Genomic DNA, 23,970 nt, shown 5'->3' on the forward strand with positions numbered 1-23,970 from the left:
CACGTATATAACTAGAAATAGAGATAAAGCGGGGGAGCATATGGAGACACCAGTAAAAGAACCAAAATATAAACTGCCCAAAGAATCATTGCGGGTCGGAGTTATAGGTGACATTATTTTTGATGCGATTATTCTGCTCATCTTTGGGGGATTATTTGTTTTTGATTATCTGTTTGTGTGGCCGGCCTGGATAGGGATCGTGCTTCTTATTCTGTTCATCGTCTTTGTGCCGTTTGGTGTTATCGGCTATTTCGCAACAGTTATTGACCATCGTAATTGGCGCTATGACATGGATGAAGAATATGTCCAGCTGCGACAAGGTGCCTGGTTCCAAAAGGATCAGCTTATTCCCGTGACAAAGATTCAATCGGTCGAAACGAAGCAAGGACCGTTATTAAGAAAATATAAACTCCGGAAAGTCGAAATAGAGACAATGGCCGGCGAGTATAGTATTCCAGGGCTGCCAGAGAAGGAAGCATATGCATTGCGAAATGAGATTGCAGCGTATGCCAAAGCGAAGGAAGAGGATGACTGATGGAGACAAAACGTTATCATCCGGCCATTATGCTGTTTGGGATTGTAAAGGCGATAAAGGGTTGGATTGTTCCGCTTATAATAGTCACTATTTTTAATAGTGCTGATAACTGGTGGGGGAAATACGCCGGTTATATAGTGCTGGCTATTATACTGCTATCCATTCTTCATGATATCTTGAAATGGTTTTTTGAGAAGTATGCAACGGATGACTATGCATTTCACTTATACAGCGGAATCTTTACTAAATCTAGTCGCACAGTACCCTATGAGAAAATCCAGAGTGTAACGAAACATAAAAAATTGATGCATCGATTGTTAGGCTTGTCTGCGATTAAGTTTGAGACAGGGTCGCAGGAGCAAGCAGTTGAATTCCAAGTGCTTAGAAAAGCAGAGGCTGATCGACTGGAGCAGCTGGCAAAACAGGAAGCTGTGCCAACTCAGGAGGCAGCTGTAATAGAAGAGGAATTGGATGAATTTACTGCTGAAGCACCACAGCCTAAGGTCAAAGACCGGTTCATCCATTTTAAACCAACCAAAAAAGAGCTGATAAAGGCTTCGTTTACATCGTTAAGCTTCCTGATTATACCTCCGTTGCTTGTATCCTTTCTATTAAAGGCAGACATTTTCTTTGATTGGAGTGATGTTCGTCAGTATTTACCGTTATTGAAGGTGTGGTGGATTACAGGCATTGGACTGCTCATTCTGATTGTACTGTCCATGCTGATTGGGATGTGGCGAATACTGCAGAAATATGGAAATTACGAACTAGCCACAGACGATAACCACATCTACATACGGACCGGGCTCTTGGATGAATCATCATTTTCCATTCGCAAAGATCGCGTACAAGGGATTGAAATAGCTCAACCGCTGTTACATCGTTTTCTCGGGTTAGCTAAAATAAAGCTGATTACTACAGGTGCATTGGATTTAAGTGAAGACACAGAAGAGATTAATTCCTTGTATCCTTATTTCCCTTTAAAACGGGCATACACGTTACTCGCAGAGATACTTCCAGAATACAAAGTGAAAAGAAACATGGCTAAATTAGAGCCGAAAGTTCTTGTTTACCGCACAATGCAGCCGAGCATCATTTGGCTGATTGTCACCATCACACTGTTTTTCTGGCGGCCGGAAGTACTGGGATTTGAGATCACATGGTGGATTGCAGCCATTGTATTGTTCTGCTTTATCGAGCTGTATCGTTATTTAGACTTCAAGCATACCCAATATGTAATTAGTGAGAAGTTCTTTCAAATAAAATCAGGTGCTTTTACGACAACGACATTTGTTACAAAGCGAAATAAAATGATTGAGATTGCCAGCATGCAAAATCCATTGCAGCGCTGGCTCGGATTAGCTACCATTACATCCATTAACCGTGCAAAACCCGTTTTGCATAATAAGATTAAAGATATTCCTGCAGCAGAAGCAGCGCGTTTCTATGCATGGTTTTACCAGCGAACAGAGGATGTTCGCAGGCAATAAGGCAATGAAAAAGGACAGCTCACAAGCGGGCTGTCCTTTTTGTTACTTTAGAATCCTTCTCGCGGGATATCTTTACCTTGTTTGTTTTTTAGGGAACCGTCCTTAGTTACATTATCAATGTTCCCGTCAATTGTACCTTCTGTGTACGTGTCCGTCACTTGTTCATGGGTAACTGCTGTTCCTTGATCAATCTCGCTAGTCGCTTCATAGTCTGAAGGATTATATTGTTTTTCTGCAACTTTATTTGCATTCTCTTGCGCTCGTTTTTTTGATTTTGCCATTCTGTATGCCTCCTTCCAGTTAAGCTTAGTTTTTCAAAAATGTGCACAAAATATGCTACACTCTATCGCTTGAATTATTTTCCTTTAATATAAAGCAAAACTCCTATTTATTAATTCAAATGTTTATAACAAAACAATATTGGGAAAATTTTAAATACGATGGCGTTTATTGAAGAAATTTAGCAAGTAAAACCTATTGCCGTGTAAACGCTTTCAATATAAAATGTATGTAAGCAGGAAGCTATTCTACATCCTCACAATAGAAGGAGTGGACGTGACATGAAAAAGAATGACAATAATTTTTTTGTAGGGTTATTATATGGTACAGGCTTAAGTATTCCATTATGGGTTACCTTTATTGCAGTTGTGAAGGGGATATCAGAAGCGGTATCCTAACTGAGCAGAAAAGCGTCAGCAGAAGCTGGCGCTTTTTTCATGTATACTAATAAGAAAAAGGAAGTATTCTAATGCAGGGCTTTCAATTTGTTTACAACTTAATGCAGCGTTCTTTTCCAAAGGTGGAATATCGAAATTTTGAAGTTCAATTAGCGCTTCTGGAAAGAGAAGATTATCATATTTATACATATGTAAAAAACGGCAGCTTGACAGCATTTTATGCGCGGTATATGCTGCCTGGGCTAACTTTCATTGAACATATAGCAGTGGAGGAGCGTTATCGGGGACAAGGCCTTGGCAGTCAAATTATGCGTGATGTGATAGCTGGAACGAAGCAGCGCATTGTACTGGAAGTAGAACCTCCTGCTGATTCTACAGATGCAGCCCGGCGTGTGCGCTTTTATGAGAAGCTGGGTTTTCATCTGAACGATTTTTCTTATGAACAGCCAGCTTTGCGTCAGGGAGGAGCAGCTGTGCCTTTGCAGCTGATGAGCTATCCGCAGGCTCTTGACGAAAAGAACTTTGGCCAAGTGAAACAAAACATACTCAAGCACGTTTACGGTATATAAAAAAACGCCAAAATTGGCGTTCAGCTTTATCAGCGATAATCATGCTTGTCTTTCCGGTAGGCGCGTAAAGCCGTTCGAAGCGCAGCATAACTGCCAACGGCGGCATAACCATAAAAATATCCCATAAAAATCGCAGCTATCAAGTTGTCAGGATGACTGAAAAGAAAAGACAATAGCAAGCCGCTCAGCAAGGCAATTGTAGGTGTATACTTGCCGGGAAGCGGAAGCAAATGCTTTACAATCTGAGTAAATATGAGAACGATGGGGACCCCAAGCACAGCATCCCAGAAGTTCGTCATAATCATAGGAAATTCCAACGTCCCTACCTCCTTTGTATAACGTATGCTTGGTTGTCCCAACATATTAAACTAGAAATTAAATTTCCTCCTTGCAAGAAAACGGTTTAATGAAACGGGTTGCCTGGGTAACAGATTATTAAGAAAACTAGCAATATAGCAGAATGGGATTTTTTCAATTGACCTGCATATATGGGATGGTGTATAGTGTACGTACACTATATATTGTGTTGCGGAGGCCGGTAATATGCAAAGATACTTATTCGAGTACAAGATACTGCCAACTGGTGAAAAGAGCGAATTCAGCTACGTAGCTGAATCTGAAGAAGAAGCTCGCCAGTCCATTCAGGAACGTGTGGCAGATTTGGAATTCGTAGAACCAGAAGAAGTCGAAATCGGCAGCTTGCTTCGCACATTAGATGCGAGCAAACATTATTACGAATGTGAAGGCTGTACCTGATAAAAAAGACCCGAAGCTGAGCTTCGGGTCTTTTTTTATAGTTTGAAAACAGCGATAGATTCATTCAGCTGTCTGCTGATATGTGTCAGCTCCTCAGCCGATGCGGCGATATTGCCGACTGCTTGAATTTGATCTGCAATAGATGCAGCGATTTCTTCGACGCTGGCAGCCGTTTCTTCGGACACACTAGATGCATTTTGGATGCTGTCTGTGATGCCATTCGTTTGCGATGTGACTTGCTTGATTTCGTCAATTAGCTTATTGCCTGCATTCTTCGTTGCTTCTGCTGCAGCTTCAATGGCTGCAAATTCAGCCGCTGTAGAAACAACCGAACGATTCAGTTGTTCTGCTTGCTGTTTATTCGATTCAATTAAGGCAACATTCTCTGCAGCTTCTTTCGTGATGGAAGAAATCATTTGCTGAATTTCTTTTGTGGCAGCATTGGATTGATCTGCAAGTTTCCGAACTTCACTCGCTACAACAGCAAAGCCCTTTCCATGCTCTCCAGCACGTGCTGCTTCAATACTTGCATTCAATGCAAGTAAGTTTGTTTCTTCGGTAATATTTTCAATAACATCTGTAATCTTAACAATTTGCTGCAGATTGTTATCTAGATCTCTCATACCATCAGAAATGGCTTCAACTTTTTGCATAGATGCATCGTTCGCTGCTTGCAAATCAAGCATCATCGTGCTGCCCTTCGTCGTCGCATCACTTGTTTGAAGTGCAGCCTGAGCGATTGCATCACTTTGAGCAGTCATTGTCCGGATGGAGTTATTAAATCCGCTCAAATGGTGCGCTGTTGTTTCCAAATCAGCTGCTTGGGAACTTGCTCCGTTGGCGATATCATCGACGGCTACGCCAACTTGTTCACTGCTGGCAGAAGTTTCTTCACTCACTGCAGACAGCTCAGATGCTGCGTCCGATACTTTGTCGCTGGATTGAATAATACTTTGCACCAATAGGCGCAGCTCTCCAGCCATTTTAGTGAATGCATGGCTCAGCACGCCAATTTCATCTTTTGATTCTTTCAGCTGCTGTTCGCGGAAGTCACCGGCAGCAAGCTGGGTGGCCGCATCCGTAACTAACTTAAGCTGTACCAGCTTTGGACGGATGATGAAGTAAAACAAAACAAGACTGAGAATTGTCATACCGGCAGTAACGCCAATAATGATCCATTTAACCGTTTGTAGGTCTGAGTAGAAAAGGTCTGTATATACAGTAATACCAACCGTCCAATTCCACGGCTCAAAATAATTTGCGTATGCCATTTTCTCCCGGATTTCACCTGTTTTTTCATCAGGATCATCGTAGCTTAAGAAACTATTGGCATCACCATCCTGTGATTTTGCTAATTTGATTATGTCTTCTCGATTTTTCTTTATGCCATCATCTGTAGGAGCTGAGTTAATCTCTTTTCTTGGATGAAGCACCATATTTGCTTGATCATCATAAGCCAGAATGTAACCGGCACCATCTTTATAATTAAAATCTGATTGTGATAGATCATGCGCACCAGCCTCGATAGGACCGTTCAAGATAACGCGAGCTTCCTCTTGCGCTTCTTCCAGCGTAAGTTCCCCATTTTCCACCTGCTCATTGAGAAGTGTCAGTACGCTAGCGGCACTGTTGGCCATATGCTGCAAGTCCATTTTTCCAGCTTCAATCAGCTGATTTTTGGCTGTTAAATAGCTGATGGTTCCAACAGCTGTACCGCATATAATCGTAATTAGTGCAACAACAATCATTAACTTCCCTGCTAAGCCATGTCTTTTTTTCATGGTCATCCCCCTTTGAACGCAGAACTGTTCACTTATATAATCGGAGTTTAAAACCAATTGTGAAGTGAAATAGGTAGAGGATATGATTTTTTTTGTAAAAAACAGCTAAATAGTAGGAGGGAATGGGTATGGCAGCAATTACACATATTGGTTTGACGGTGTCAGATTTAAATGCAGCGGTTAATTTTTATAAGGAAGTACTTGGATTCCGAATCATAGCAGGTCCATTTGATATGAAACCAGAAGCAGGGGACATGACCCAAGACTTGCAAGGTGAACAAGTAAAACATATTCGTAATGTCCACATGAGTGCAGCAAATCAAGTCGGTATTGAATTGTTTGAATTTATTGAACCTAAGACAAATGGAAAAACCGAAAGACATCCATGGGACCCGGGTATGTTCCATCTTTGTGTAGTAGCGGAGGACGGAGATGTACATCGCTTGGCGAAGAAGATTGAAAAGACCGGCGGGAAAGTTATTAGTCAATTTTGGCCATTGAACGAAGACAGCAACTACTATCTCGTCTACTGCCAGGACCCTTTTGGAAATATTATTGAAGTGTATTCTCACAGTACGGAACAAATCTTTGCGAATCGGTAATACGCACGTGGATGTTACGTAATGGGCAGAAGGTTAGGAATTGCAAGAGGTGTCTGGAAAAACAAGTCTATCACCTAGAGCGTCCGGACCTTTTCTGTGAATAGGTCTACCTGCTGTTCAGCATGTCTTCTATAATGGTGACAACATTCGATTTTTGTCAGTATAGGAGGGCATGTATGATCAGAAATAGACAGCTTTTGATAGGAATATGCATCATTTTCACAGCCATCGTACTGTACCCGGCAGCAAGTTTCGCTCAAAGCGGTACGGTGGATGTGGATACCACATTGAATGTACGGCAAGCGCCATCTACATCAGCGCATATCATCGGCAGCTTATATCCGGGAGACATTGTCGAATTGCAGGAAGTTGCCAATAACTGGGGGAGCATTACCTATAAAGGTGAGACAGGTTATGTGAGCATGCATTACGTACATATGAGAGCAAGTGAATTAGCAGGAAAAGTGATTGCGATTGATGCCGGCCATGGCGGGAAAGACAGTGGTGCTATCGCAAATGGTGTGTTAGAGAAGCGAGTCGTACTGCCAATTGCAAAGAAAACGCAAGCTAAACTTCAGGCACAAGGTGCAGAAGTAATGATGACGAGGTCTAACGACTCTTATATTGAGTTGGAAGACAGAGCAAACCAAGCAAACACAGCCGGAGCAGATGTGTTTGTCAGTATTCATGCGAATGCAGCTTCAGCAACTGCGGCAAGTGGAACAGAGGTATATTACTATCCGGGTTCTTCAAGCGGCTATGCTTTAGCTGCTGCTGTACAGACCGGATTATTAAATCAGCTTGGTTCACATAACCGCGGTGTTAAGAGCGCTGACTTTAATGTGCTCCGCAACACAAGCATGCCAGCTGTATTGGCTGAGATAGGCTTTTTGACAAATGCGCCAGAAGCACAAAAACTAGCATCTGCTTCCTACCAGGAAAAAGCAGCAGCCGGACTTGTGCAAGGTATACGTGATTATACGGATTAACAATGAGAATTACGCAGATACAGACAGCAAATCTCGTATATCACTGCCTTTTTGACTAGAAAACTGGTTCAAGAGAGGCAATAATACTGATTTTTTTTGAATTCGACGGTTACTGTCAATTAATTGGCAAGACTATTAGACTATTCAATGGCAAGATTTTCATCTATAATAATGGCGAATCTACAAAAATCTACAATGTGAAGGGAGAATCGTATGCTAGACAAACATCTAATCCGTCGCTCAAGCTTGGTTGTTATTATTGCACTTATAGCAGCTGTAGCATTTTTACCAGCATCGAGCTATGCGGCTAGTGGAACAATCGATGTATCGACGTCTCTGAATGTGCGCGCTGAGCCTTCGAATAATGCAGTAGTAATTGGCAAACTTCAAGGTGGACAGGCAGTTGAGATCGAAGAAATAAGGCACGACTGGGGTAAAATCGACTATTATGGGCAAGAAGGATACATAAGTATGGTATTTGTCAGCGGTGTTCAAGATTCCGCGTCGGCAGCTCCGAATGTACAGCAAACAGCGGTTCAGTCTAATGCTGCAACCGAAGGGTATGTACAAGTTGCCACTTCGCTGAATGTCAGAACAGCACCAAATATGTCCGCTGCTGTTACAGAAAGCTTGTACAATGGAGAAGCAGTGTCAATTGTTTCTATTCAAGATAACTGGGCACAAGTTGAGCATGATGGTAATACAGGTTATGTGAGTATGGATTATATTACTACGAGTGAGAATGAAGCGAGTTACAGCTTGTCGCCGTTGAAAGGAAAAACGATTGTAATCGATGCCGGTCACGGCGGAAAAGACAGCGGAGCAATTGGAGATTACTTTTATGAGAAATCTGCTGTTCTATCTATTGCGTTAAAAGCCCAGGAGCAATTGGAGAATCTCGGAGCAAATGTCATTATGACACGGGATGACGATGCATTCGTTGCACTTGAGACTCGGGCAGCGATGTCGAATGCTGCACATGCCTCCATGTTCGTCAGCATTCATTTGAATGCATCATCCGAGGAATATGTGAATGGAACAGAAGTATATTATTACCCGGATGGTGATACAAGTGTGCAGCTTGCTTCTACTGTGCAGGAAAACTTAATATCACAGCTCGGTTCCGTAGACCGCGGCACGCAAGCAGCTGATTTCAGTGTGCTGCGCAATACACAGGCGCCAGCGATCTTGGCTGAAATTGGTTATATTACAAACTCGGCTGAAGCTGCCAACCTGCTAACAGACAGCTACCAGCAAAAAGCTGCAACTGGAATCGTAAAAGGGCTCGAAACTTATTATCAGTGATTATAGAGAAACGATGCGGAAAACCCGCATCGTTTTTATTTTGTTAAATCTACTTCAGCGACGTAATAGGAAGAATCATCTGCTTGTTCCTTGTACATCTCGATGTAAATTTGATTTATCTCCTGACCTTCTTTGTTGATGACATTACGCCAATCCTGTCGAATCTGACCTTTATTGGAAGAAGAAGTCCTCTTGGAATAGAGTCGATGTGCATCTGGGATAATTTCCTTCACATAATTGGAAATACTCCGCTCCAGCTCGTGCCGGACAACTGCTTCTTTTCCTGCAGTATATGCGTACCGAAATTGCATCTTGCTGCCAGTCCTCCTGTTGTTTAATAAAAAACAAGAACATTCGTTCCTATCTTTAGTATACTGGATAAGCTGCTGAATGACCAGTGAAATGCCAATTAAAGCCTAGAAATGTGTCAGGAATTTGAATAGCTGAGCAGCAAAAAAAACACTAAAATGTAAACCCTTACTTGTGGAGGGGAGAGATGTTTAGTAGACTTTACTTGTAAGGGAAGTAAAGAATGTAAGGAATACTTGAAAGAAGGGCGAAATCATGGAATTAGCAAAGCTTAGTTCAAAAGGGCAAATTACAGTGCCGAAATATATTCGGGAGGTGCTGGACGTCAAGGAAGGGGAGCATGTAGCATTTGTGGAAGAGTGCGGGATTGTGTTTATGGCAAAAGCTAATCTTGATTCTATTCATGACCTGCAGGAAATTCTAAGCGACAGCAAGTTCAAGGAAGTCGTCCAGAAAGCTAAATCACTAAAATAGGAGGTACGTGTATGAATATTCGAGAATCAGAACTGCCGGGTATTGGCAGAAAGTTTGAGCTGATGACGGACAATGACGATAAAGTTGTGGTGGTTATTCATGATGACGGCCGCAGAGAAGTATACCACTATGATGATGATGATTTGGAAGAAAGCATTTCCGGTGTAACGTTCACAGATTCGGAAGCAAGACAGCTTGCTTCGATTATCGGCGGAATGACATATAAGCCGAAAGCGGTGGAAACGATTGAAGTTGCATTTGATGATCTGGTAATTGAATGGTATAAGCTTGGACCAAGCGCGCCAATTGTCGGGAAGACAATTGGGGAAATCGGCATCCGTCAGCATTATAATATCAATATTATCGGTATTATTCGCAAAGACCACACCAAGCAGCTTAATCCTGGTGTTGATTCTGTATTCAATAGCGGTGACACCCTTGTCATTTCTGGTGAGCGGGCAGATTTAAAACGTGCCAACAATGAGCTATTCTTAAAGGAAAGGGGATAAGCGATGGATCATTTAGTTTTTGAAGTAGGAACTGCGCTTGTTTTAATCGCAATCGCAGCCATTTTAGCCAACAAGTTAAACTTCTCCATTATCCCGTTCCTCATTATCATTGGGATGCTGGTCGGACCGCATGCACCTAGTATTGGCATAATCAATCTCCAGTTTGTCCACAGTGATGATATCATTGCATTCCTCGGACGGATTGGTGTACTATTTCTCTTATTCTACTTAGGGCTCGAATTCTCAATTGGAAAGCTTATTAAATCTGGTAAATCGATTGTCGTTGGCGGCAGCATTTACATCGGAATCAACTTTGCTTTAGGCTTGCTTTATCCATTTCTGCTCGGATTTCCGATCAAAGAGACCTTAATTATTGCAGGTATTATCACAATCAGTTCCAGCGCCATTGTAGCTAAAGTGCTCGTCGATCTGCGGCGTACTGGCAATACCGAGACCGAGCTGATCTTAGGTATCATTATGTTTGAAGATATCTTCCTCGCTGTTTATTTATCCACTGTATCAGGACTGGTTTTAGGAGACTCCAACTCCTTGGGCGGAACGATTCTATCCATTTTAATCGCACTTGGTTATATGCTGCTGTTTTTTGTTATCGCAAGAAAGGCGGCGCCTCTATTAAGCAAACTTCTGCGTATATCCTCTAATGAGGTATTTATCATTGTTATTTTCGCTTCTTTATTTTTTATCGCCGGCTTCTCGGAAACAATTCATGTTGCCGAAGCAATCGGTGCCCTCTTGCTCGGACTCGTATTCTCGGAAACAGATCAAGGAGAAAGAATCGAGCATATGGTAGTCCCATTCCGAGATTTCTTTGGAGCCATTTTCTTCTTTAGTTTTGGTTTGAGTATTGACCCAACTACACTTGGCGATGCGGTATGGCTTGCCCTGGGTGCAGTCGTTATTACGGTTATCGGAAACTTTGTCGCCGGCATGATTGCAGGACGGCGCGCAGGCTTATCTCATAAAGCATCTACGAATATTGGATTAACCATCGTTTCTCGAGGAGAATTCTCCATTATTATGGCGAATTTAGGGATGGCAGGCGGATTAATGGGTGTGCTGCAGCCATTCTCAGCTTTATACGTGCTCATCCTTGCCATACTAGGTCCTTTACTAACAAAGGAATCAAAAATAATTTTTCTCTTCCTCAACAAGCTGTTCAAATGGCAGGAGATCAAGGCGAAGAAAGCTCGTGAATCGTAAATCTTTGGAAGGCTCACAATTGTGTGCCTTCTTTCTATTCTTGCAATAATTTTACATGTATATAGCTTGCCGATGCTTCATATGGCAGGTAACATGAAAGAAACACTTGTCCAAAATTTTCTGTCGAATTTAACTGGGAAAGGAATGCTCTTATGACGAAGCTATCAACCTATCATCCCGCTGTTACGCGGATTATAGAGAATATTAATAAAGTAATTATCGGAAAACAAGAACCGATTATTCTTAGTTTAACGGCTCTGCTGGCTGGCGGTCATGTTTTGCTGGAAGATGTGCCTGGAGTTGGGAAGACGATGCTTGTACGTTCCCTTGCACGATCTGTAGATTGCGATTTTAAACGTATTCAATTCACACCTGATTTATTGCCGTCTGATGTAACGGGTGTTTCTATTTATAATCCAAAGACGCTTGAATTCGAATTCCGTCCAGGACCAATTCTAGGCAACATTGTTTTAGCAGATGAAATCAATCGTACATCTCCGAAAACGCAGTCCTCCTTGCTGGAGGCGATGGAAGAAAAGAACATTACAGTGGAGGGCAATGCATTGCCGCTTGCGGATCCATTTTTTGTTATGGCAACACAGAACCCAGTTGATTATGAAGGAACGTATCCGCTGCCAGAAGCACAGCTGGATCGTTTTCTGCTGAAAATTCAGATGGGTTATCCGAACGCAGCCGAGGAACTTCGTATGCTTTCCTCTGTTGACGAAAACCATCCGATTACTCGAGTGGAGCCTGTTATGACGAAGGATGAGCTCGTACAAATGCAAAGGGATGTAACCAATGTATACATGGACCGTCAAATACAGCAGTATATCGTGAATTTGGCTCAAGCATCACGCAAACACCCTGATGTATATCTTGGTCTTAGCCCGCGCGGCTCTATTGCATTGGCACGAGCGGCGAAAGCTTATGCATATATACATTATCGCGACTATGTTATTCCGGATGATGTGCAAACACTGGCTCCTTATGTGATTGGTCATCGCGTGCTGCTTCGCTCGGAAGCGCGTTACGACGGGCTCACACCAGAGAAGCTGATACAGCGTTTGCTAGAAGCAGTGGAAGTGCCGGTGGAGAAGGAATCTGTACATGAAAGGTAAATTGCGTTTTGCTATGAAGCTAGGAAGTTTAATCCTGCTTGCTGGCATCTTGTTTACCTATAGTATGTTTCAAGGCGGATTTGTCAGTTGGTTCCTGTTTTATGCCTACATGCCGATTCTGCTTTACGTGCTCATCTTGCTTTTCTGCCCCATTGGGAGCTGGCATATTGATCGTGCGCTTTCTAAGACTTACGTTAAAAGCGGCGGCGAGGTAAAAGTAGAGCTTTCATTACAGCGGCGTTTTCCTTATCCGCTTGCATATGTGCAAGTGGAAGATTTATTTGACAAGTCACTCTTAAAAATGACAAAAACGGATGGGACGATGCTGCCGGCCCAATCGCGTCAAGTGAAACAGCATATTCTTTTCCCGTGGTTCCGTAAACAGCTGCATGTGGAATATGTACTGGACAAGCTTCCTCGCGGCAAGCATCAGTTGTATCGCGTGCGTATCCGTACAGGCGATCCGTTTCAGCTAATCATAAAAGAGGCGGTATTTGACTTGCCGCAGCAGCTGCATGTGTATCCTGCACCAAGAGAAATAACGCTCGGCAACCCGCCGAGTGTGTTTGAGGAAGGAGCTGCCGCTGCATTCGCTCCTCGTTCAAAACAAACCAATGTCGTCTCCGGCATCCGCGAGTATACGCCAGGCGACCGTTTCAGCTGGATCGACTGGAAAGCATCTGCGCGCAAACAAGATATGATGACCAAGGAATTTGAACAAGAAAAAAGTGCGGATGTGCTCATAGCCTTGGATCAAAGAGCAGCGGCACAGTCGGAGGATCTTTTCGAACATAGTATTGTGATTGTCTATTCTGTTTATCAGCAGCTAAAGCGACGCAATGAACAAGTTGGTTTCTTAAGTATCGGCAAAGAAGTCAAATGGCTGCCGGCGACCATGGGCAGTGCACAGCTGCAGCGTGTGCAGCAGCATTTGATCACAGTCCGTTACGAACAAGAACCTGCACGGATACAAGCACTTGCTGCAGAGCTCTCCAAGCAGCCGAAAGGTTCTACCGTCTATTACGTGACAACCCAGCTGGATATCGGTGATTTTCCGATATTGCGGGCACTTAGACAAAGCGGCTATTTGCTTGTTGTTTTGTATATTTGCCGGCAAGCTGAAGCCGATAGCAGCTTGATCAGCGGTATTCGTCAGCTTGGACACAACATAGAGATTTATCCAATGCAAGAACCTGCTAACAGGGCGGAGGTGCTGCATAATGCCTAAAAAAGACCAGCAATTGCAAGTCCTTCGCTACCTCGTCTATTTATGTGGTTTTCTTTTGTTTTGGGAGTGGCTTCGTCCGCTGGAAGAGATCAGTGATACAGGCAGTTTGCCAATGTTCGTGCTGTTTACAGCGGTTTGTTTTCTGCTGTCGGCGCTAAAACTGCGCTGGTGGCTTAGCTTCCTGTTAAAGCTTGTGCTCACTGCAGTTGTACTGCAAGTGATCTTAGCAGAAGAGAACTTGTTATCCGGAAGCTGGGTGGCCTTGTTCCAAGACGAGATTCAAACCAATCTGCAGCTGCTGTTTACAGGAGAGCTCGCGTTACTGACGCCATTTTTCCGAACATTGCTGTTTTTAATACTTTTATGGCTGATGAGCAATCTTTTGTATTATTGGTTTATTATTGCCAATCGTATTTTCTTCTTCATTATCATGACGTTTGTTTATATTGGCGTCTTGGATACGTTTACGCCATACGATGGCAGCGGTCCAATTGTCCGTATTTTTGTACTTAGCTTCTTTGCTATGGGAATCGCTGCTTTTACAAGGATTTATCAGACCGGTGAAAAGCAGCAGCTTCCGAAGCGATTGCTGCTCTGGAGCGGCCCGCTGCTGGCTTTGCTCGTTTTATCAGCAGCAGTCGGTTATGCTGCGCCGAAGCTGCCGCCGCAATGGGCAGATCCAGTGCCTTTTATTCAGAAGATGTCGGGAACGGATAAGGAAGAGGCGGGCAGCGGAGGCGTTCGAAAAGTTGGTTTTGGCGAAGATGATTCCCAGCTTGGCGGACCATTTGTCCAAGATAATTCCGTTGCTTTTTGGGCAGCAACCGAAGCCGCCGGCTATTGGCGGGCAGACAGCAAAGATGTCTACACCGGTAAAGGCTGGGAACGCTCAAGGCAAGTGCAGCCGCAAAGCTTCCAAAGCGGAGAGTCACTGAATTTGGACCTTTACCAAGAAGATGTAGTGAAGGAGCCGCGGGAAGCCATTGTGTATCCGAATGTCAATGAGGTGCTGGATCGACTTCTGTATCCTTATGGCACTCAAACATTTTTCAGCGATCCTGTTTCGGTAGCTGTGGATTCAGATTTTGGCGTGGTAGAAACATTTAATCGATCACAATACCCGTCTGAACCGTATACAATTGCTTTTGACGAGCCGCAATATAATATTGAGGATTTGCGGCGGGATCCAGGTATTGAGGATCAAAACACCCATAATCGCTACACACAGCTGCCTGAAACCTTGCCAAATCGTGTTAGAGTGCTGGCATCGGAGATAACTGGTTCTGAAGCTACTCGGTACGATAAAGCAAAAGCGGTGGAGCAGTACTTTAATCAAAATGGATTCCAATACCGGACACAAGATGTACCGGTGCCGGAAGAAGATCAAGATTATGTAGACCAATTTTTATTTGATTCAAAAATTGGTTATTGCGATAACTTTTCGTCTGCGATGGTCGTGCTGCTGCGTGCAGCAGATATTCCAGCACGGTGGGTAAAAGGATTTACCGAAGGCCAGCCGGGCTCCAATCCGAATGTTTCTGCTCCTGCGGATATGGATTCCTATGTTGTGACAAATGCTAATGCACATTCTTGGGTAGAAGTGTATTTTCCAGAGACTGGCTGGGTGCCGTTTGAGCCTACACAAGGCTTTAGCAATCCGGCAGAATTCACGAGCGAGGACGATGCTGCTCCGGAAACGCCAGAAGCAGACACACCTGAACCAGATCAGGAAGAGGAAGCGGCTGCACCGCAACAGGAAGAGCAGCCGCAAGCAGAAGAAGCAGAAAACGAAACAGCGCAAACAGAAACAAGCACAGCTATCTCTCCGATATATTGGATTATTCCAATCGCTGTACTTTTAATTGCGGTATTTCTTCTGTACTTGACTCGCTACAAGTGGCTGACAGCTTATTACGTTCACAAGTATGGAAAAGAACGTTCGGAGGAAACATACGAAAAAGCATATGACTACTTGTTACGTTTGCTTGCTCATAAAGGTTATAAGCGGCAATCAGGAGAAACATTGCGAGAATATGCGCAGACAATTGACAAGGCGTACGGCAACTCACGAATGACTGAATTGACAGCCGCATATGAGCGAATTCTCTATCGAAACGAAAAAAGCGAACCTTTGTGGGAAAATGCCGTCGAATTGTGGGAAAATTTAATTAAACAAGCGGCATCTTGACCCCATTTAGGCTCATTGATAGAATAAGAGGCAATAAGCACCTTCAGACACGTGCAGCTTAGCTGCTGATGTTGGTGAAGGCTTGAGCCGACAGCGTTACCTTTGCTGGATTCCGCCTTACTAGATGGCGCGGATTCAGCTTCTGTTTTTTCACAACGTGATAAAGGTAAAATGTGGTGCTTGCACCCGACCTGCTTATATCTAGAGAACGAACTATGAAGGAGTGGACAGACTTGGATATCGATACAGATATGATATTAGTACTGGACTTTGGCAGCCAGTACAATCAATTAATCACACGGAGAATCCGGGAGTTCGGTGTGTACAGTGAATTGCATTCCCACAGACTCACAGCAGATGAAATTCGCAAAATGAACCCGAAAGGCATCATCCTTTCCGGCGGTCCGCACAGTGTTTATGATGAGAATAGTTTCCGCTGTGACGAAGAAATCTTCGAGCTGGGTATTCCGGTATTGGGTATCTGCTACGGCATGCAGTTAATGACGCAGCATTTCGGCGGAAATGTACAGCGTGCAGACAGCCGGGAATACGGCCGTGCCGAAATTACTTTGACGAATCCTTCTGTTATTTTTAAAGATTCACCGGAAACACAGCTAGTGTGGATGAGCCACGGTGATAAAGTGCTTGATCCGGCACCTGGTTTCAGCGTTGATGCGACAAGCCCGTCCACCCCAGTTGCAGCAATCAGCAACAAAGAGCGCAATCTTTACGGTGTGCAGTACCACCCAGAAGTACGCCATTCTGAATACGGCAACCATATGCTGAAGCAGTTCGTGTTTGACGTTTGTCATGCAAAAGCAGAATGGACGATGGAGAATTTCATCGAAATGGAAACAGAAAAAATCCGTCAGCAAGTCGGCGATCGCAATGTACTATGCGCATTGAGCGGCGGCGTGGATTCTTCTGTTGTAGCTGCCTTGATTCACAAAGCAATCGGCGATCAGCTAACATGTATTTTTGTTGATCACGGTCTGCTGCGTAAAAACGAAGGTGCAATGGTCGAGAAAACATTCCGTGATGAATTTAAAATCAACTTGATTGCGGTGCCTGCACAAGAGCGTTTCTTGAGCAAGCTTGAAGGTGTTTCTGATCCGGAACAAAAACGTAAAATCATTGGTAATGAATTCATCTACGTATTTGATGATGAAGCGTCTAAGCTTGAAAACATGGACTTCCTTGCACAAGGTACCCTTTATACGGATATTGTGGAAAGTGGTACAGAAACAGCACAGACAATCAAATCCCACCATAATGTGGGCGGACTGCCAGAAGATATGCAATTCGAATTGATTGAACCGCTGAAAACATTGTTCAAAGACGAAGTACGTGAACTTGGAACAGAGCTGGGCTTGCCAGATGCAATTGTGCACCGTCAGCCATTCCCTGGACCAGGACTGGCTATCCGTGTGATCGGCGAAATCACGGAAGAAAAGCTGGAGATTGTACGCGAATCAGACGCCATCCTGCAAGAAGAAATCGTGAAAGCAGGACTAGACCGTGATATCTGGCAGTACTTCACTGTCCTTCCAGGCTTCAAGAGTGTCGGCGTCATGGGCGATGCCCGAACGTATGACTACACACTAGGTATCCGTGCGGTAACAAGCATCGACGGCATGACATCAGACTGGGCACGTATCCCTTGGGATGTATTAGAGCGTATCTCCGTGCGCTTCGTAAATGAAGTGAACCACGTGAACCGCGTTGTGTATGATATTACAAGTAAGCCACCTGCAACGATTGAGTGGGAATAATAGAGAAAAAGGCCGTGCTATCAATTCGATAGCACGGCCTTTTTTTGTGGCAGATGTGTATTTCCGCTTTGCTGCTCTTCAATCAGCTGATTAATCGACAATAGTTCATACAAGTAGATGCTTTCAATCGGAAAATACGCTTCTTCTGGGTTTTCGGGTATTTCAATACTCCAGTACAGCTGGAATAAATCTTGAAATGGCTTATTATTTATTGCGCAATTTTTACTCGTCCAACGCAGCAGGTTTTGCTGCACAGCTTCAGCGGCCAATATGTAGTGATGACGCTGCTCGTTATTCCAATGCAGCTGTTTGCCGCTTCGGCCAGCGTGGATTAAGTTCCACAAATGATAGTGAATGAGTGTCAGCTGTCGTGCTTCGGCAGCTTCTTCTTCCAGAATCGCTTTGGTTTCAGCGTTTGGAAGATGATAGCGCATTTCACTTTGCTGCTGCTGAATATATTGCTCCAAACGCAGCCGTTCTTCTGTGAGCTTTTGAAAGGATTTCGTCAGCACATGCACAGGGTGGCTGCCTTCCGTTTGTTTGATTCTGATATCGATAAAATCGTTTAGGAGCTTATTTGTATGGGTGATGACCACTTCCAGCTGCTGGCGTGATTTTTTAAGATAGTCAGGCGGCAGTATCACCATATTTACGATAGTCGAAATTACAATTCCTATCACACTGCCTCCAAGTCGCGCTAGAAAATCTGCCCATAAGCTGACGTGCGTTACATCAATCATAGCAACAGCGGTAATTGTCGCTACAATTAAGCCGGCGTGCAGCTTCAATTTGTAACAGACGACAATCGTCAAAAAAGCCGCTGCCGTATAGGTCAGCGGAGAAGCTCCGAATAAATAAATGGAAAGGACGGAAAATGCCGCTCCAATCATACTTGCTGGTAAACGAATGATTCCTTTTTGAATAGATGCATGAATAGTCGGTTCAATGGTAACAATGGCGGCAACGACTGCAAATGCCGGGGTTATATGAACAAACTCACATAATAATGCAGTAAAAAATACGGCAATGCCCGTCTTAATGACGCGGTTGCCGATAATAGGCTTCTTCACTTTCTGTCAACACCTTTAAACTAACATGTTTACATTAAAACAAAATTGAGAAGGGAAGGCAATGGGCGGAAATGGTAAATTTATAGGACTTGCAGCTTGATTTTCGAGTGCATGGTATATGTGTTCTGTATTTCGGGTAAACGAAGAAAACACTTGGATTGGAAATACAGGGGGTAGCCATGATAATCAACATGATGAAACAGAATAAAGTCCATTTTAAGCGCATTTATGGTGCGTCTAGTACGATTGCCAACACAGTGCGTTTTAATTCACGTCAAGTTACTAACGATGATGTGTTTGTTTGTGTGAAAGGTACGAATCATGATGGACACGCTTATATAGAGGATGCGCTTGCACAAGGAGCGTCTGTAGTTATCGGCACCGATGAAGATCTTTTAAAGAGATACTATCTTGAGCATGAAGACCGTACATTTCTAGCCGTAGAAGATGCAAGGCTGGCAATGGCCCAGATGGCAGTACTGCTGTCTGATAATGTATGGGAAAAGCTCACTACAGTTGGTGTGACGGGGACAAATGGCAAGACAACAGTAGCTGCTTATGTTCATTCCTTGCTGAATCAGCTTCAATTAAAGACGACTTCCATTGGAACTTGCGGCATCATAACATCGAAAGAGAAAATTGATTTCTTTAAAAGTACACCGACGACGCCCGAGTCTGCAGATTTGCATGCATTGTTCCAAAAACTTGAGGCAGATGGAGAGAAAGCCGTAGTGATGGAGGCAACTTCCATTGCACTTGATCAAAAGCGCACAGCTGCCATGACATTTGATGTGGCAATTCATACGAATTTGACACCGGAGCATCTGGAATTTCATGAAACGATGGAAAACTATAAGCGAGCAAAACTAAAACTTTTTCAGCAGACAAAAAGGGCGATCGTGAACTTGGATGATAAGGGAATGGCCCAAGAAATTCTGAATAGCTATCAAGGTGACTTGCTGACATACAGTCTGAATCCTAAAAGTAAAGCAGACGTTATTGCACAGCAGATTCGCACAGATGTCCATGGAACAAATTTTGAACTAGTTATACACGGAAAAGTATACGCAGCAAAAGCACCGATTTTCGGTCAATACAATGTCGCAAATTTGCTATCAGCTATATGCACAGCTATTCAGCTTGGGTATGGCATGGGGGCAATCGTTGAGGTATTGAAGACAATTGAAAGTCCTGAAGGTCGTTTTGAAGTTCTCGAATTCGGCGGCAGAAAAATAATTCTTGATTATGCTCACACGCCAGTTGCGCTCGATCAATTATTAACAGCTGTTCATACTATTCCGCATAAGCGCATAATTGCAACCGTTATGGGAGTCGGAATTCGTGATCATAGCAAAATGCCAGAAATGGCCAAGGCAGTGGAAGGACGCGCGGATGAGATTGTCGTGTCTGTTGATCATCCAGGTTACGAGGATCCAAAGGATGTTATCAAAAAGGTTTGTGAAGGTTTTTCAAATAAGGGAGAGCATATATCTACTGCAGAGACACGAGCTGAGGCAGTCAGACTTGCGCTAGAGCTCAGCAGTAAAGGTGATATTGTCCTGATTACAGGCGGACAAATCAACGGCGCCCAACTGGTAAAAGGGGAAGCAATTCCGCATTCGGATCATGCTATTATTCAAGATTATTTTACAAACGCCACTTCTGAAATTATGCAATCAACATTCAGCTGAATAACTTGGAAACGATTACTAATACTATATTTGGGTCCAAATACTGAAAAAACATTGACGAATTGAGTAAGTTGCTTTTATAGTGAAATAGTAATAATACTTATATTTTTCGTCTTCGTATAATTTTGGGAATATGGCCCATGAGTTTCTACCAGGTTACCGTCATTAACCTGACTACGCTGACATTTCGATCTGAGTTACATACGCAGATGTGGTGTAGATAAGAAACGCTTCTTGCTCTTTGGGCAGAAGTGTTTTTTATTTGAAAGCTTATCCTGCCCCAACGAAGCAACAGGAGGAGTAACAAGCTATGAAACGTTTTTTCCGCTTTGACGAATTGAACACTTCTTACCGGACGGAGATTATTGCCGGCGTAACGACATTTTTAGCGATGGCATATATTTTGTTCGTTAACCCAAATGTTCTTTCTTTGCAAGGCATTCCAGATAATGCACTGCCTGGTTCTGGCCGTATGGATCCTGGTGCGATCTTTACTGCAACAGCGATAGCTTCAGCGATTGGTACGCTGATTATGGGCCTATTCGCTAAATTGCCGATTGCATTGGCACCTGGTATGGGATTGAATGCTTTCTTTGCATTTACAGTTGTCTTAACGTATCAAATCCCTTGGGAAACTGCATTGGCTGGTGTGTTTGCCTCCGGTGTGATTTTTATGATTTTGTCTCTTTCCGGTCTGCGTGAATTGCTCATCAATGCAATCCCGCCGAACTTGAAATTAGCGATGGGTGCTGGTATTGGTCTTTTTATCGCATTTATTGGTTTGAAAAATGCGAACTTAGTAGTTGCAAGTGAGGATACAGTAGTAGCGCTTGGTGATATCACAAGCGGACCAGTTCTGTTAACAGTCTTTGGTGTTTTTGTAACAGCTCTTTTACTGGTAAAAGGATTACGTGCAGCAATCTTCATCGGTATGCTGATTACAGCCGTTGCTGGTATGGTTGCTGGATTGATTGCTCCGCCAACTGCAGTGAATGATGTTGTGGGAAGCGTACCTAGCTTAGCACCTACATTTGGTGCAGCATTTGATCACTTTGGCGATATCTTCACCATTCAGATGCTGACGGTTATCCTTACATTCTTGTTTGTTGACTTCTTTGATACTGCGGGTACGTTAGTAGCAGTAGCTACAAAAGCAGGTTTAATGAAAGATGGCAAGCTGCCGAATCCAGGAAAAGCATTGCTTGCTGATTCTGGTGCCACAGTGGCGGGTGCGATCATCGGAACATCAAATACAACAGCATATGTTGAGTCCACAACAGGCGTGGGTGCTGGCGGAAGAAGTGGCTTTACAGCTGTTGTCACAGCCATCTGTTTCTTACTGGCATTGTTCTTCAGCCCGCTGCTTTCCGTCATTACAAACGAAGTAACAGCACCAGCTTTAATTGTTGTTGGGGTGCTCATGTGTTCTTCTCTAAAAGAGATTGAATGGGATAAGGTAGAGTTTGCTGTACCAGCATTCTTCACGATCCTTATGATGCCGCTGACAGCAAGTATTGCAACTGGTATTGCGATTGGCTTCATCTTCTACCCGCTGACATTGCTTGTCAAAGGCCGTGTGAAAGAAGTTCATCCGGTCATGTGGTTCCTGTTCGTGATATTCATTTTGTATTTCATTTATTTGGCCTAAAGAAAAGCCGTCCCATATGGGGCGGCTTTTCTTTAGGCCAAATATGACAATTCTTTAGGAGGATTTTCCCTTTGTGCGTTGTTTGCGAGGCTTGAGGGTATAATTGTATTATACTAGCGAGAGATTAGAATCGTCTGTGGGCGAGGAGGAGGAAATTTACATGAGTAACCGTTCTGTGAAGCTGGCTTGGATCAGCTTACTTGCATTCATCGCAGTAATCGTCGTCAATTACCTGTCCAATGCCTTGCCGCTTGGAGGAAAAACGACGCAGCAATTATCAAACCAGCTAGGTGTGCTATTTCAGCCAGCAGGTTATGCATTTAGTATTTGGGGTATTATTTATCTGGTTGTATTCATTTGGATCATCCGTCTTTTTTTCCGGTCGACACGTGAAAAGGAATGGTATGGAAAAGCAGCAAGTGCATTTGTCGCCAGCTGTATCTTCAATATTGCTTGGCTGTTCAGTTTCCATTATCAGCTATTCAGCCTTTCCATTATCCCAATGGCTGCACTGCTTATTTCATTGATTATCTTATATCAGTCTGTTTCAACATCCTCAGACCGCGGAAAGTTTGATTTATTTCCGTTTTCCATTTATATTGGCTGGGTATCAGTTGCAACCATATTAAATGTAGGTATTCTATTTGTGTCACTAGGCGTCGATAATGTAGAGGGCTGGCTGTTGTCCGGTGAGGTTTGGACAATTATTCTGCTCATTATTGGAGCTATCTTAGCAATCAGCTTTATGCATATATTCCGCGACAGTATTTATCCGCTTGTGTTTATTTGGGCGTATGTAGCTATTGCCGCTGCCAGGGCAGAGAATTTTCCGGCTATTACAGCTGTCGCAAGTATTATGGCACTGCTTATTCTCATATCAATTCCGATTCATTTGTTTCGGCGCAAGCGCAAGCAGCACGGCTATTGAAAAACACAATAGTCTTTAAGGAGGAAGTAATTTGTTAGAAATACCACTCGTCATGGTGCTTATCATCTTTGTTGTGAACATCGTTTATGTTACCCTCAATACTTTGCGTGTTATCTTGACATTAAAAGGACGACGCTATATTTCGGCAATAGTCAGTGTGTTCGAGGTTACGATCTATACAGTCGGTCTGGGACTGGTATTGAACAATCTTGATCAAATTCAGAATCTGATCGCTTATGCGCTCGGATTCGGTATTGGAGTTGTACTCGGCTCAAAAATTGAGGAAAAGCTAGCTTTAGGTTATGTTACTGCTAATGTTATTTCCTCCGATCCGAGTATTGAGTTTACGAAGAAGCTTCGAGAAAAAGGATACGGTGTTACGAGCTGGTTCGCATATGGCATGGAAGGTGACCGGCTGGCGATGCAAATCCTGACACCGCGAAAATATGAATTGAAGCTTTACGAAACGATTCAGGAAATAGATCCAAAAGCATTTATCATCTCCTACGAACCGCGGCAAATTTCAGGCGGTTTCTGGGTTAAAAGTGTAAAAAGGGAGCGAATTCGTCGAAATGGCAAACCAAAAAAAGATGACCAAGAAACGGTTTGAGCTCGGTGAGAATGAGACAATTGATGCTTGCCTTGCCCGTATCAAAGCGGAGGGCTATATGCCGGTTCGAAAAGTAGAAGAACCAATTTTCCGGGAAACAACCGAGAACGGCGTAAAGAAGGTAGAGCCGATTGGGAAAAGCGTCATGTTTGATGCAAAGCTCCTAAAAACCGAACAATAAATATAACAAAATGACCATCGTTCGATTTTTTCATTGACGATAGGTATCAAAATTGTTATCATAATACATGCATGAAAGACACGGCTAGATTTGACAATAACGTACAGCGGCTTAGCTGTACTTATAGATCGCACCTCATATATTTCCGGAGATACGGTCCGGAAGTCTCTACCTGCTACCGTAAATGGCGGACTATGAGGGAAGATGGAACAGCCGAATCTCGGCTGGACGTGTGCATGATTATGAGCTTACAGCAATGTCAGCCTATTCATCTTCTCTCTGATTTTACGGGAGGGATGAATAGGCTTTTTTTATG

Annotated in this window: 24 protein-coding genes and 2 riboswitches; of the genes, 19 read left to right on the forward strand and 5 right to left on the reverse strand. The window is 43.5% G+C overall.

What is annotated here, in order from left to right:
• Positions 1-40 precede the first annotated feature (40 nt).
• Both CRO17_RS13295 and CRO17_RS13300 read left to right on the forward strand, forming a co-directional pair.
• Positions 41-535, forward strand: a complete 495-nt coding sequence (locus tag CRO17_RS13295) for a PH domain-containing protein (RefSeq protein ID WP_097042984.1) — start codon at positions 41-43, stop codon at positions 533-535.
• Positions 535-2,025, forward strand: coding sequence for a PH domain-containing protein (locus CRO17_RS13300; RefSeq protein WP_097042986.1), 1,491 nt, complete (start codon positions 535-537; stop codon positions 2,023-2,025). The genes CRO17_RS13295 and CRO17_RS13300 overlap by 1 nt, the downstream gene beginning before the upstream one ends.
• Positions 2,026-2,072: 47 nt before the next feature.
• Here CRO17_RS13300 and CRO17_RS13305 read toward each other — a convergent pair whose 3' ends face one another.
• Positions 2,073-2,306, reverse strand: a complete 234-nt coding sequence (locus CRO17_RS13305) for a YozQ family protein (protein ID WP_097042988.1) — start codon at positions 2,304-2,306, stop codon at positions 2,073-2,075.
• Between the two features lie 467 nt (positions 2,307-2,773).
• Here CRO17_RS13305 and CRO17_RS13310 point away from each other — a divergent pair, with 467 nt between their 5' ends.
• Complete coding sequence (locus CRO17_RS13310) at positions 2,774-3,271, forward strand: GNAT family N-acetyltransferase (RefSeq protein ID WP_097042989.1); 498 nt, start codon at positions 2,774-2,776, stop codon at positions 3,269-3,271.
• A 29-nt stretch (positions 3,272-3,300) separates the two neighbouring features.
• Here CRO17_RS13310 and CRO17_RS13315 read toward each other — a convergent pair whose 3' ends face one another.
• Positions 3,301-3,588 carry a hypothetical protein gene (locus tag CRO17_RS13315; protein ID WP_097042991.1) on the reverse strand — a complete coding sequence of 96 codons (288 nt, stop codon included), beginning with the start codon at positions 3,586-3,588 and terminating at the stop codon, positions 3,301-3,303.
• 226 nt (positions 3,589-3,814) lie between these two features.
• On the opposite strand from CRO17_RS13315, the gene CRO17_RS13320 reads away from it, so the two are divergent.
• Positions 3,815-4,027 carry a hypothetical protein gene (locus tag CRO17_RS13320; RefSeq protein WP_077304818.1) on the forward strand — a complete coding sequence of 71 codons (213 nt, stop codon included), beginning with the start codon at positions 3,815-3,817 and terminating at the stop codon, positions 4,025-4,027.
• Between the two features lie 35 nt (positions 4,028-4,062).
• Here CRO17_RS13320 and CRO17_RS13325 read toward each other — a convergent pair whose 3' ends face one another.
• Positions 4,063-5,808 carry a methyl-accepting chemotaxis protein gene (locus CRO17_RS13325; RefSeq protein ID WP_179637065.1) on the reverse strand — a complete coding sequence of 582 codons (1,746 nt, stop codon included), beginning with the start codon at positions 5,806-5,808 and terminating at the stop codon, positions 4,063-4,065.
• A 128-nt stretch (positions 5,809-5,936) separates the two neighbouring features.
• On the opposite strand from CRO17_RS13325, the gene CRO17_RS13330 reads away from it, so the two are divergent.
• The 3 genes from CRO17_RS13330 to CRO17_RS13340 all read left to right on the forward strand — a co-directional run bounded on the left by CRO17_RS13330 (position 5,937) and on the right by CRO17_RS13340 (position 8,704).
• On the forward strand, positions 5,937-6,410 hold the full coding sequence (locus tag CRO17_RS13330) for a VOC family protein (protein ID WP_097042993.1): 474 nt from the start codon (positions 5,937-5,939) through the stop codon (positions 6,408-6,410).
• A 176-nt stretch (positions 6,411-6,586) separates the two neighbouring features.
• A complete protein-coding gene (locus CRO17_RS13335) occupies positions 6,587-7,399 on the forward strand; it encodes an N-acetylmuramoyl-L-alanine amidase (RefSeq protein WP_179637068.1) in 813 nt (270 codons plus the stop codon).
• Between the two features lie 213 nt (positions 7,400-7,612).
• A complete protein-coding gene (locus CRO17_RS13340) occupies positions 7,613-8,704 on the forward strand; it encodes an N-acetylmuramoyl-L-alanine amidase family protein (RefSeq protein ID WP_097042995.1) in 1,092 nt (363 codons plus the stop codon).
• A 35-nt stretch (positions 8,705-8,739) separates the two neighbouring features.
• Here CRO17_RS13340 and CRO17_RS13345 read toward each other — a convergent pair whose 3' ends face one another.
• Positions 8,740-9,015 carry a hypothetical protein gene (locus CRO17_RS13345; protein WP_097042996.1) on the reverse strand — a complete coding sequence of 92 codons (276 nt, stop codon included), beginning with the start codon at positions 9,013-9,015 and terminating at the stop codon, positions 8,740-8,742.
• Positions 9,016-9,268: 253 nt separating this feature from the next.
• On the opposite strand from CRO17_RS13345, the gene CRO17_RS13350 reads away from it, so the two are divergent.
• The 7 genes from CRO17_RS13350 (at position 9,269) to guaA (ending at position 17,526) form a co-directional block, all read left to right on the forward strand.
• On the forward strand, positions 9,269-9,487 hold the full coding sequence (locus CRO17_RS13350) for an AbrB/MazE/SpoVT family DNA-binding domain-containing protein (RefSeq protein WP_097042997.1): 219 nt from the start codon (positions 9,269-9,271) through the stop codon (positions 9,485-9,487).
• 11 nt (positions 9,488-9,498) lie between these two features.
• Entirely contained in the window at positions 9,499-9,996 is a 498-nt protein-coding gene (locus CRO17_RS13355; protein ID WP_097042998.1) for a cation:proton antiporter regulatory subunit, read from the forward strand.
• Between the two features lie 3 nt (positions 9,997-9,999).
• A complete protein-coding gene (locus CRO17_RS13360; RefSeq protein ID WP_097042999.1) occupies positions 10,000-11,217 on the forward strand; it encodes a cation:proton antiporter in 1,218 nt (405 codons plus the stop codon).
• Between the two features lie 152 nt (positions 11,218-11,369).
• Positions 11,370-12,338, forward strand: coding sequence for an AAA family ATPase (locus tag CRO17_RS13365; RefSeq protein ID WP_097043000.1), 969 nt, complete (start codon positions 11,370-11,372; stop codon positions 12,336-12,338).
• Positions 12,328-13,566 (forward strand): DUF58 domain-containing protein, encoded by a 1,239-nt coding sequence (locus CRO17_RS13370; protein WP_097043001.1) that lies wholly within the window; start codon positions 12,328-12,330, stop codon positions 13,564-13,566. The genes CRO17_RS13365 and CRO17_RS13370 overlap by 11 nt, the downstream gene beginning before the upstream one ends.
• Positions 13,559-15,754 (forward strand): DUF4129 domain-containing transglutaminase family protein, encoded by a 2,196-nt coding sequence (locus tag CRO17_RS13375; protein WP_097043002.1) that lies wholly within the window; start codon positions 13,559-13,561, stop codon positions 15,752-15,754. Before CRO17_RS13370 ends, CRO17_RS13375 begins: the two co-directional genes overlap by 8 nt.
• 251 nt (positions 15,755-16,005) lie before the next feature.
• A complete protein-coding gene (guaA, locus tag CRO17_RS13380) occupies positions 16,006-17,526 on the forward strand; it encodes a glutamine-hydrolyzing GMP synthase (protein ID WP_371747623.1) in 1,521 nt (506 codons plus the stop codon).
• Positions 17,527-17,546: 20 nt separating this feature from the next.
• Here the strand turns inward: guaA and CRO17_RS13385 are convergent, their stop codons facing one another.
• The gene (locus CRO17_RS13385) at positions 17,547-18,596 is read right to left on the reverse strand and encodes an FUSC family protein (RefSeq protein WP_097043003.1); all 1,050 of its coding nucleotides are present in this window, start codon (positions 18,594-18,596) and stop codon (positions 17,547-17,549) included.
• Between the two features lie 179 nt (positions 18,597-18,775).
• Between CRO17_RS13385 and CRO17_RS13390 the strand changes: the two genes are divergently transcribed.
• The 5 genes from CRO17_RS13390 to CRO17_RS13410 all read left to right on the forward strand — a co-directional run bounded on the left by CRO17_RS13390 (position 18,776) and on the right by CRO17_RS13410 (position 23,654).
• Complete coding sequence (locus tag CRO17_RS13390) at positions 18,776-20,287, forward strand: UDP-N-acetylmuramoyl-L-alanyl-D-glutamate--2,6-diaminopimelate ligase (RefSeq protein ID WP_097043004.1); 1,512 nt, start codon at positions 18,776-18,778, stop codon at positions 20,285-20,287.
• A 95-nt stretch (positions 20,288-20,382) separates the two neighbouring features.
• A riboswitch (purine riboswitch) is annotated at positions 20,383-20,484 on the forward strand.
• Between the two features lie 113 nt (positions 20,485-20,597).
• Positions 20,598-21,935 (forward strand): NCS2 family permease, encoded by a 1,338-nt coding sequence (locus CRO17_RS13395; RefSeq protein WP_097043005.1) that lies wholly within the window; start codon positions 20,598-20,600, stop codon positions 21,933-21,935.
• A gap of 160 nt (positions 21,936-22,095) precedes the next feature.
• A complete protein-coding gene (locus tag CRO17_RS13400; protein WP_097043006.1) occupies positions 22,096-22,863 on the forward strand; it encodes a tryptophan-rich sensory protein in 768 nt (255 codons plus the stop codon).
• 31 nt (positions 22,864-22,894) lie between these two features.
• A complete protein-coding gene (locus CRO17_RS13405) occupies positions 22,895-23,473 on the forward strand; it encodes a DUF2179 domain-containing protein (RefSeq protein ID WP_097043007.1) in 579 nt (192 codons plus the stop codon).
• Positions 23,436-23,654 carry an NETI motif-containing protein gene (locus CRO17_RS13410; RefSeq protein ID WP_245864793.1) on the forward strand — a complete coding sequence of 73 codons (219 nt, stop codon included), beginning with the start codon at positions 23,436-23,438 and terminating at the stop codon, positions 23,652-23,654. Before CRO17_RS13405 ends, CRO17_RS13410 begins: the two co-directional genes overlap by 38 nt.
• Positions 23,655-23,769: 115 nt before the next feature.
• Positions 23,770-23,869, forward strand: a riboswitch (purine riboswitch).
• Positions 23,870-23,970: the final 101 nt, after the last annotated feature.

The organism is Terribacillus aidingensis, from assembly GCF_900215625.1.
In the GTDB taxonomy this organism is placed as follows: domain Bacteria; phylum Bacillota; class Bacilli; order Bacillales; family Amphibacillaceae; genus Terribacillus; species Terribacillus aidingensis.